This is a genomic window from Marivirga sp., from assembly GCF_024636815.1.
Taxonomy (GTDB): domain Bacteria; phylum Bacteroidota; class Bacteroidia; order Cytophagales; family Cyclobacteriaceae; genus Marivirga.
On the sequence record NZ_JAGXGF010000171.1, the window covers coordinates 1 to 7260 of the forward strand.

Sequence of the window (7260 nt, forward strand, 5' to 3'; positions counted from 1 at the left end):
ATTAAGCAACGAAGGAAAAGTCACTCAATAGCAAATCGACAAAGAGTATGATTTATACACTAAAGATTTGCGTTTCAATTTGATTAAGAACAAAAGTGCTGAAGCTAATCAAGATGATATCAAAGTTGATAATACTGACGTGATGGAATACACCAAAAAAATGATTGCTGAGCAATTTGGTGCATACGGAATGGCAGATCAGTTGGGCGAAAATATGGACAGCTTTGCCCAAAATTATCTTCAAGGCGAAAATGGTGAAAACTACCGTAAAGTCTATGAGGAGATGCTTAATAAAAGAGTTTTGGACTTTATTAAGGACAAAATTTCTATCAAAGAAAAGAAAGTTGATTTAGATGGCTTTAAAAAGGCTGTAGATAAGAACTAAAAGCTATATTTACCGTTAATTGAAAAGTCCTTTTAAAGAAGGACTTTTTTTTTAAATTTGTACTTATAACAAAATACTTAAATGATTAATAAAGAGGAATTTAGGAAATTTGCCGTTAAAGGCGAAGGCTTATCAGGTAGTATGGTGGATTCATACGTAAAGAAGGTAGAAAATATGACCAGAGCTGTAATTGAAGAACGCCCCACCAATTTCAGGGAAATAGATGTTTTTTCCCGTTTAATCATGGATAGAATTATCTTCCTGGGGATGCAGGTGGATGATAATATTGCCAATGTAATTACTGCTCAATTATTATTCTTACAATCAGTTGATGCTAAAAAAGACATTAGTCTTTATATCAACAGCCCCGGTGGTTCGGTTTATGCTGGTTTAGGCATTTATGACACTATGCATTATATCTCTCCTGATGTAGGAACTATCTGTACTGGATTGGCTGCAAGTATGGGAGCTGTTTTATTAGCAGGTGGAGCTGAAAAGAAAAGATCAGCATTGCCCCATTCAAGAATCATGATTCACCAACCAATGAGTGGTATGCAAGGACAAGCTTCTGATATGGAAATTTCCTTGAAACAAACGCTAGCTGTTAAAGAAGATTTATATAACATCTTATCAAAGCATAGTGGAAAAACTTATAAGCAAGTAGAAAAAGATTCTGACAGGGACTTCTGGATGAGAGCGGAAGAAGCTAAGGAATATGGATTGATTGATGAAGTATTAGTGAGAAAGTAATGGCAGAAGACAAAACACAAGTAACCTGTTCTTTTTGTGGACGCAACAAAAAAGATGTTGATTTGATGATATCGGGTATACATGCGCATATTTGCGATAAGTGTATAGCTCAGGCTCAGCAAATTCTGCAAGAAGAAGTTAAAACAAAATCATCTTCTAAAGACCCGAAATTCAATCTTATTCGTCCGATCGAAATGAAAAATCATTTAGATCAGTACGTTGTAGGTCAAGATGAAGCTAAAAAGGTGATGTCAGTTGCAGTTTACAATCATTACAAAAGATTGATGCAAAAATCTACCAAAGATGATGTTACGATTGAGAAATCAAATATTATCATGGTAGGGGAGACCGGTACTGGTAAAACATATTTAGCTAAAACTTTAGCTAAGATTTTACAGGTTCCTTTTTGCATAGCTGACGCCACTGTATTAACTGAAGCAGGTTATGTGGGTGAAGATGTTGAAAGTATTCTGACAAGATTATTACAATCTGCAGACTACAATGTTGAAGCTGCCCAAAGGGGTATTGTTTACATTGATGAGATAGATAAAATTGCTCGTAAATCGGACAATCCGTCTATTACAAGAGATGTAAGTGGTGAAGGTGTTCAGCAAGCCATGCTAAAATTATTAGAAGGTACTTCAGTGAATGTTCCACCTCAAGGTGGAAGAAAGCATCCTGATCAGAAAATGATTAATGTTGATACAGAAAACATCTTATTCATTTGCGGTGGTGCTTTTGACGGAATTAGCAGAGGCATAGCTTCCAGATTGAACACAACTCCATTAGGTTTTGCTAAAGCAGATACCAGAGAAGAGGAAATTGACAAGGAAAATCTTCTACAATATATCACAGCTCAGGATCTGAAAAACTTTGGTTTGATTCCGGAGTTGATTGGTAGATTACCTGTATTGACTCATTTAGATCCTTTAAGTAAAGATACTTTAAAGTTAATACTTACTGAACCTAAAAATGCTTTGGTAAAACAGTATACTAAGCTTTTTGATATGGAAGGTATTAAATTAGTTGTTGAAGATTCTGCATTGGATTATATTGTTCAAAAAGCGGTCGAATTCAAACTAGGTGCCAGAGGGTTGAGGTCTATTTGTGAGGTAATCATGACTGATGCCATGTTCGAATTTGATGGAGAATCCTCAGGAACGGATTTGGTAATTGATAAAAAATATGCTGCTTCTAAATTCGAGAAATCGAAATATAAAAATCTTAGAGTAGCGTAAGAGATTCTAGAACCTAGATATTAGATTTTAGACAAAAAAAGGGAGATTTATCATTCGATAAATCTCCCTTTTTTTTGTGCGATTTTTTTATTGAATTTCCAGGCTTTTGCTTCCAAATTTTCTTTTTTCTACTTATAACCAGTTTGATCAGTATATTGTTAAACTGCTAACTAACAACTCACCCCTGATTTGTCTTTGACAAATCTTCCCCTCACTTTGGCAAAGAGAGGGGAGAAATCTGGTGCAGATTTTACAATGATTACTTCAACTTTTCCCTTCTCTTTTTTAAAGAGAAGGGTGGTCCGCCAGCTGGCTGACGGATCGGGATGAGTTTAAACCTGTTTTAATATACAGGAAACTGAATTAATTCTCACGTCTAGACTCTAAAATCTAAAGTCTCAAATTACGCTTTAACATTATCTTTTGGCAATCGCTTTTTATCTTTTCCTCTTTCGATATATTCAATAATTTTACCTGCAATATCTATTCCAGTTGCTTTTTCGATTCCCTCCAATCCAGGTGAAGAATTTACTTCCAGAATTAACGGCCCTCTTGAGGATTGCAACATATCTACACCTGCGATTGCTAATCCCATTGATTTAGCTGCTTTTAGTGCAGCTGCTTTTTCAGCTCTACTTAATTTAATCACGTTAGCAGAACCGCCTCTATGCAAATTCGAACGGAATTCACCTTCTTTTCCCTGCCGCTTCATTGCCCCAACTACTTCTCCATCTACTATAAATACACGAATATCAGCACCGCCAGCTTCTTTGATAAATTCTTGCATGATCACACGAGCTTTCAAGCCCTCAAAAGCTTCAATTACAGATACGGCAGCTTTTCTGGTTTCAGCTAAAACAACACCTATTCCTTGTGTGCCTTCCAACAATTTCAAAACTACAGGTGCTTTTCCTAGATGTTCAAGGATATAATCCCCCGCATTTTCAGATTGGTTAGTAAAAGCTGTTCGAGGCATTGCTAATCCTGAACGGGACAAAATTTGTAAACTTCTCAGTTTATCTCTTGAACGAGTAATCGCCAATGAATCTACTGCACTGAATGTTTTCATCATCTCAAACTGACGAACTACTGCTGTTCCATAAAAGGTTACCGATGCTCCAATTCTAGGGATAATAGCATCAATTTTCTCTAATTTCTCTCCATGATAATAAATGGAAGGACCTGCCTCATCCATTATAATATCACAACGCATGTGGTCAAGACGTATGGCTTCATGACCTTTTTGTTCAATGGCTTCTATTAGTCTTTTGGTAGAATATAAATTTTGATTTCTTGAAAGAACTGCAATTTTCATGTATGTAAATTTTATTTTTAAAAGCCAAAGTAAACTAAAAAAGATGTTATCCCTAAGCCATTGCTTCTTGTTTTCTGATTTCTTTTAAAATATTTTGAGGAATACGAACCCAATACAAATTAGGAATTGTTTTTTTTAAATTATCAAACTGCTGAAAATATCCTTTAGCTATGATATAGCCATCTTCATTACTTAAAATATTTATTTCATCAAAATCAAAGTCCCTGTCAAAGCCTGAAATGAAATATATTTCTTCTGCTGAATTTTTTGAATGAATTTTATCGTCATTACTAGAAATTCTAGCAATAGCCAGATCATATTTTAAGTCTTTCAAATTAGATAATACAGCTAAAGCGGTGGGAAAACTTCCAGCTCCCTTTCCTTTTACAAACTGCTCTCCTGAGAATTCAGCATCTACTAAAATTCCATTGTATTCATTTTCAATATTGTAAAAATCATGGCGATCATTCACTAATTGAGGTTCAACTTTAGCTTTAATTTCACCATTTAATAATAGAGCTTCTCCAACTAGTTTAAGTTTTAAACCATGTTTTTGTGCAAAGTCTATGATTTTTTTATTCAAATAATTTATACCCTGCAGTGGAATTTCATTAGGATGCACAAATATTCCAAAGGCATGATAAATCATAATGGATAATTTGAAGCGTGTATCTTCACCGCTTACATCAGAATAAGGGTCTAATTCCGCAAAGCCTAAATCTTGAGCTTCTTTTAATGCTGTATCATAATCTTGGTTTTCGCCAACCATTTTCGAAAGAATAAAATTGCAGGTTCCATTGGCAATGGCTTTGATGGATTTTATTTGATCTGATTTGAAATGCTGATCAAGCAACCTTAAAATAGGAACACTTCCACATACAGCTCCTTCGTAGAAAAATTTCACACCATGCTTTTCCCGCAATTCGAGGATTTCCTTATGATAAAGGGCTACCATTTTTTTATTTGCGCTAACTACGGATTTTCCTTTCTCAAATGCTCTTTTAACTATATAGAAAGCCTCTTCTGGATCATTTATCAATTCAATAATGATATCTAATTCACTATTCTCAAGAATATCTTCCGATTTGCTAGTAAGGATGCCATCAGATAATTTTATCTCTCTTTTTTTATGGATGTTTTTAACCGCTATTTTTTCTATGGATATGCCATATTTTTTATTTTGTTGTAGAACTTTGTAAACTCCTGAGCCAACTACTCCTAATCCAAATAACCCTGCTTTAAATTTCTTCATGTAAAGAGTTGTTTAAATGTTTATTGATAAAATGGGAAATCTTATTTCCATCAATTAAGAATGCATCATGACCTTTAAAAGATGGAATTACTTCTAATATAGCATTTGGTATATTTTCACTCATAAATCCTTGTTCCTCTAAAGGGAAAAGGTTGTCAGAATCAATTCCAATGCATAAAGTGTTGGTTTTGATAGCGCTTAAGACTTCTTTCAAATCATCTCCTCTGGTTTCTGCTATGTTATGGGCGTCCATCATTTTGGAAAGCACTTTATAACTATTCAGACTAAACCTCCCATTAAATTTTTTGCCTTGATATTTTAAGTAGGAGGTGACTTTCCAGTCTCCCTGTTCACTTTTTCCAGCTTGGTTTATTTCAAAATCATCATAGCTTCTATAGCTTAGCATGGCTATACTTCGAGCCAGGGATAAAGCTTTTTGCTTCTCCTCATTGGTTCCATTTTCACCCAGTTCAATAGCTTGTCTCTGCAAATCATTAAAGGCAATTCCCCAAGCGGAATGCTTAGCATTTGAAGCTACTAGAATCTGATTTTCAATCACGTCAGGTTCTAGGACAGACCATTCTAAAGCTTGTTGTCCACCGAGTGAGCCTCCAATCAGGTAATTTATCTTTGAAATTTTTAAAGCTTTTCTCAATCCTATAAAAGCCCGGACTACATCTCTATTATTTATTTCGGGAAATTTATCACCATAAACTGTTCCAGTATCAGGATTTATAGAGTCAGGTCCGGTACTTCCATAACAGGAGCCCAGCATATTAGCACAGATGACGGTATGCTTTTCTAGATCAATAAATCCACCATTTTCAAGAAAAAGGGAAGCCCACCAGTCTTTAACAGTGGCGCTTCCTGTAAAAGCATGACAAACCCAAACCACTTCCTTATCTTCTGAAATTTCTCCTAAAACTTCATAATATAGAGAGGCAGCGTTTAAAGTTTGTCCACTTTCCAATTGAAAATGATGTTGTAATTTATGCTGTGGCATAACTCTCTTCTTGGATTTTTTGAAAAGATTGTGTGAAATCACCTATAATATCATCAATGTGCTCAATGCCTATAGAAACCCGTAAAAGATTCGGGCTTATACCTGCAGATAATTGTTCATCATCTGATAATTGCTGATGTGTGGTAGCAGAAGGCTGAATAATCAAAGTTTTAGCATCACCTACATTTGCCAAATGACTTACCAATTTCAGATTATCTACAAAGCCTTTAGTCTCTTCCTTATCTCCTTTGAGAGTAAAGGATAAAACGCCTCCATAACCATTATGAAGATATTTCTTGGCCAGATGATAATATTTGCTACTTTCTAATCCCGGGTAATTCACTTTTTCAACCAATGGATGCTTTTCTAACCAATAGGCCAATTTCAAGGCATTATCTACTGTTCTTTGCACTCTCAAAGAAAGCGTTTCTAAACCTTGCAAAAGTAGGAAGCTATTAAACGGGCTTAGAGCCGGTCCGAAATCTCTTAATCCTTCTACTCTAGCTCTAATGGCATAAGCAATATTAGGAAGTCCTAGTGGATTCCCCTCTCCAAAAGTTTCCCAGAAATTTAATCCGTGGTAACCTTCAGAGGGCTCGGAAAACTGAGGGAATTTACCATTACCCCAATTGTAATTTCCAGCATCTGTAATAACTCCACCTACTGAAGTACCATGTCCTCCTATCCATTTTGTGGCAGACTCTACCACAATGTTTGCTCCATGTTCAATAGGTCTAAATAAATATCCACCAGCACCAAAAGTATTATCAACAATTAGTGGTAAGTCATGTTTTTTAGCCAAAGCAGCAATTGCTTCAAAATCAGGAATATTGAAAGTTGGATTCCCAATAGTTTCCAAATAAATAGCTTTGGTGTTTTCATCTATTAAAGCCTCATAGGATTCTACTTCTTCATCTGGTGTAAACCTTGCTTCAACTCCCAATCTTTTAAATGATACTTTAAATTGAATATAAGTACCACCATAAAGATATTTGGAAGAAACAAAGTTGTCTCCTGCTTCCAGGATGTTATTCAATGCAATGAACTGCGCTGCTTGACCAGAAGCGACTGAAACTGCTGCCACGCCACCTTCAAGAGCTGCAATTCTTTTCTCAAATACATCATTAGTCGGGTTCATAATTCGTGAATAGATATTGCCGAATTCTTTTAAACCGAATAAGTTAGCACCATGCTCTGAGTTATTGAAAACATAGCTAGTAGTCTGATAAATCGGTACTGCTCTAGAGTTAGTGGTTGGGTCAGGCTCTTGGCCTGCATGCAATTGTAATGTTTCGAATTTTTGTGTAGTTGACATAA

7 protein-coding genes are annotated in these 7260 nt (G+C 35.5%); 3 read left to right on the plus strand and 4 right to left on the minus strand.

What is annotated here, in order from left to right; genetic code table 11:
* The first annotated feature begins 79 nt into the window (after positions 1-79).
* From Q0L29_RS12560 to clpX, 3 genes are all read left to right on the plus strand, one after another.
* Positions 80-385, plus strand: a complete 306-nt coding sequence (locus Q0L29_RS12560) for a hypothetical protein (protein ID WP_296622154.1) — start codon at positions 80-82, stop codon at positions 383-385.
* Between the two features lie 81 nt (positions 386-466).
* The gene (locus tag Q0L29_RS12565; protein WP_296622156.1) at positions 467-1135 is read left to right on the plus strand and encodes a ClpP family protease; all 669 of its coding nucleotides are present in this window, start codon (positions 467-469) and stop codon (positions 1133-1135) included.
* Positions 1135-2373, plus strand: coding sequence for an ATP-dependent Clp protease ATP-binding subunit ClpX (gene clpX, locus Q0L29_RS12570; RefSeq protein ID WP_296622158.1), 1239 nt, complete (start codon positions 1135-1137; stop codon positions 2371-2373). Before Q0L29_RS12565 ends, clpX begins: the two co-directional genes overlap by 1 nt.
* A 403-nt stretch (positions 2374-2776) precedes the next feature.
* On the opposite strand, the gene rimK is transcribed toward clpX, so the two are convergent.
* The 4 genes from rimK to Q0L29_RS12590 are packed head-to-tail and all read right to left on the minus strand — an operon-like array spanning position 2777 to position 7258.
* A complete protein-coding gene (gene rimK / locus Q0L29_RS12575) occupies positions 2777-3688 on the minus strand; it encodes a 30S ribosomal protein S6--L-glutamate ligase (protein WP_296622160.1) in 912 nt (303 codons plus the stop codon).
* Positions 3689-3740: 52 nt separating this feature from the next.
* Entirely contained in the window at positions 3741-4940 is a 1200-nt protein-coding gene (locus Q0L29_RS12580; RefSeq protein ID WP_296622162.1) for a homoserine dehydrogenase, read from the minus strand.
* Positions 4927-5943 carry a homoserine O-acetyltransferase gene (gene metX, locus Q0L29_RS12585; protein WP_296622164.1) on the minus strand — a complete coding sequence of 339 codons (1017 nt, stop codon included), beginning with the start codon at positions 5941-5943 and terminating at the stop codon, positions 4927-4929. The genes Q0L29_RS12580 and metX overlap by 14 nt, the downstream gene beginning before the upstream one ends.
* A complete protein-coding gene (locus Q0L29_RS12590) occupies positions 5930-7258 on the minus strand; it encodes an O-acetylhomoserine aminocarboxypropyltransferase/cysteine synthase family protein (RefSeq protein ID WP_296622166.1) in 1329 nt (442 codons plus the stop codon). The genes metX and Q0L29_RS12590 overlap by 14 nt, the downstream gene beginning before the upstream one ends.
* Between the last annotated feature and the right edge of the window lie 2 nt (positions 7259-7260).

Excerpts from the sequence above, each read along its gene's own strand:
- rimK (WP_296622160.1), bottom strand. The coding sequence starts at position 3,688 with ATGAAAATTGCAGTTCTTTCAAGAAATCAAAATTTATATTCTACCAAA.
- metX (WP_296622164.1), bottom strand. The coding sequence starts at position 5,943 with ATGCCACAGCATAAATTACAACATCATTTTCAATTGGAAAGTGGACAA.
- Q0L29_RS12590 (WP_296622166.1), bottom strand. The coding sequence starts at position 7,258 with ATGTCAACTACACAAAAATTCGAAACATTACAATTGCATGCAGGCCAA.
- clpX (WP_296622158.1), top strand. The coding sequence starts at position 1,135 with ATGGCAGAAGACAAAACACAAGTAACCTGTTCTTTTTGTGGACGCAAC.
- Q0L29_RS12580 (WP_296622162.1), bottom strand. The coding sequence starts at position 4,940 with ATGAAGAAATTTAAAGCAGGGTTATTTGGATTAGGAGTAGTTGGCTCA.
- Q0L29_RS12565 (WP_296622156.1), top strand. The coding sequence starts at position 467 with ATGATTAATAAAGAGGAATTTAGGAAATTTGCCGTTAAAGGCGAAGGC.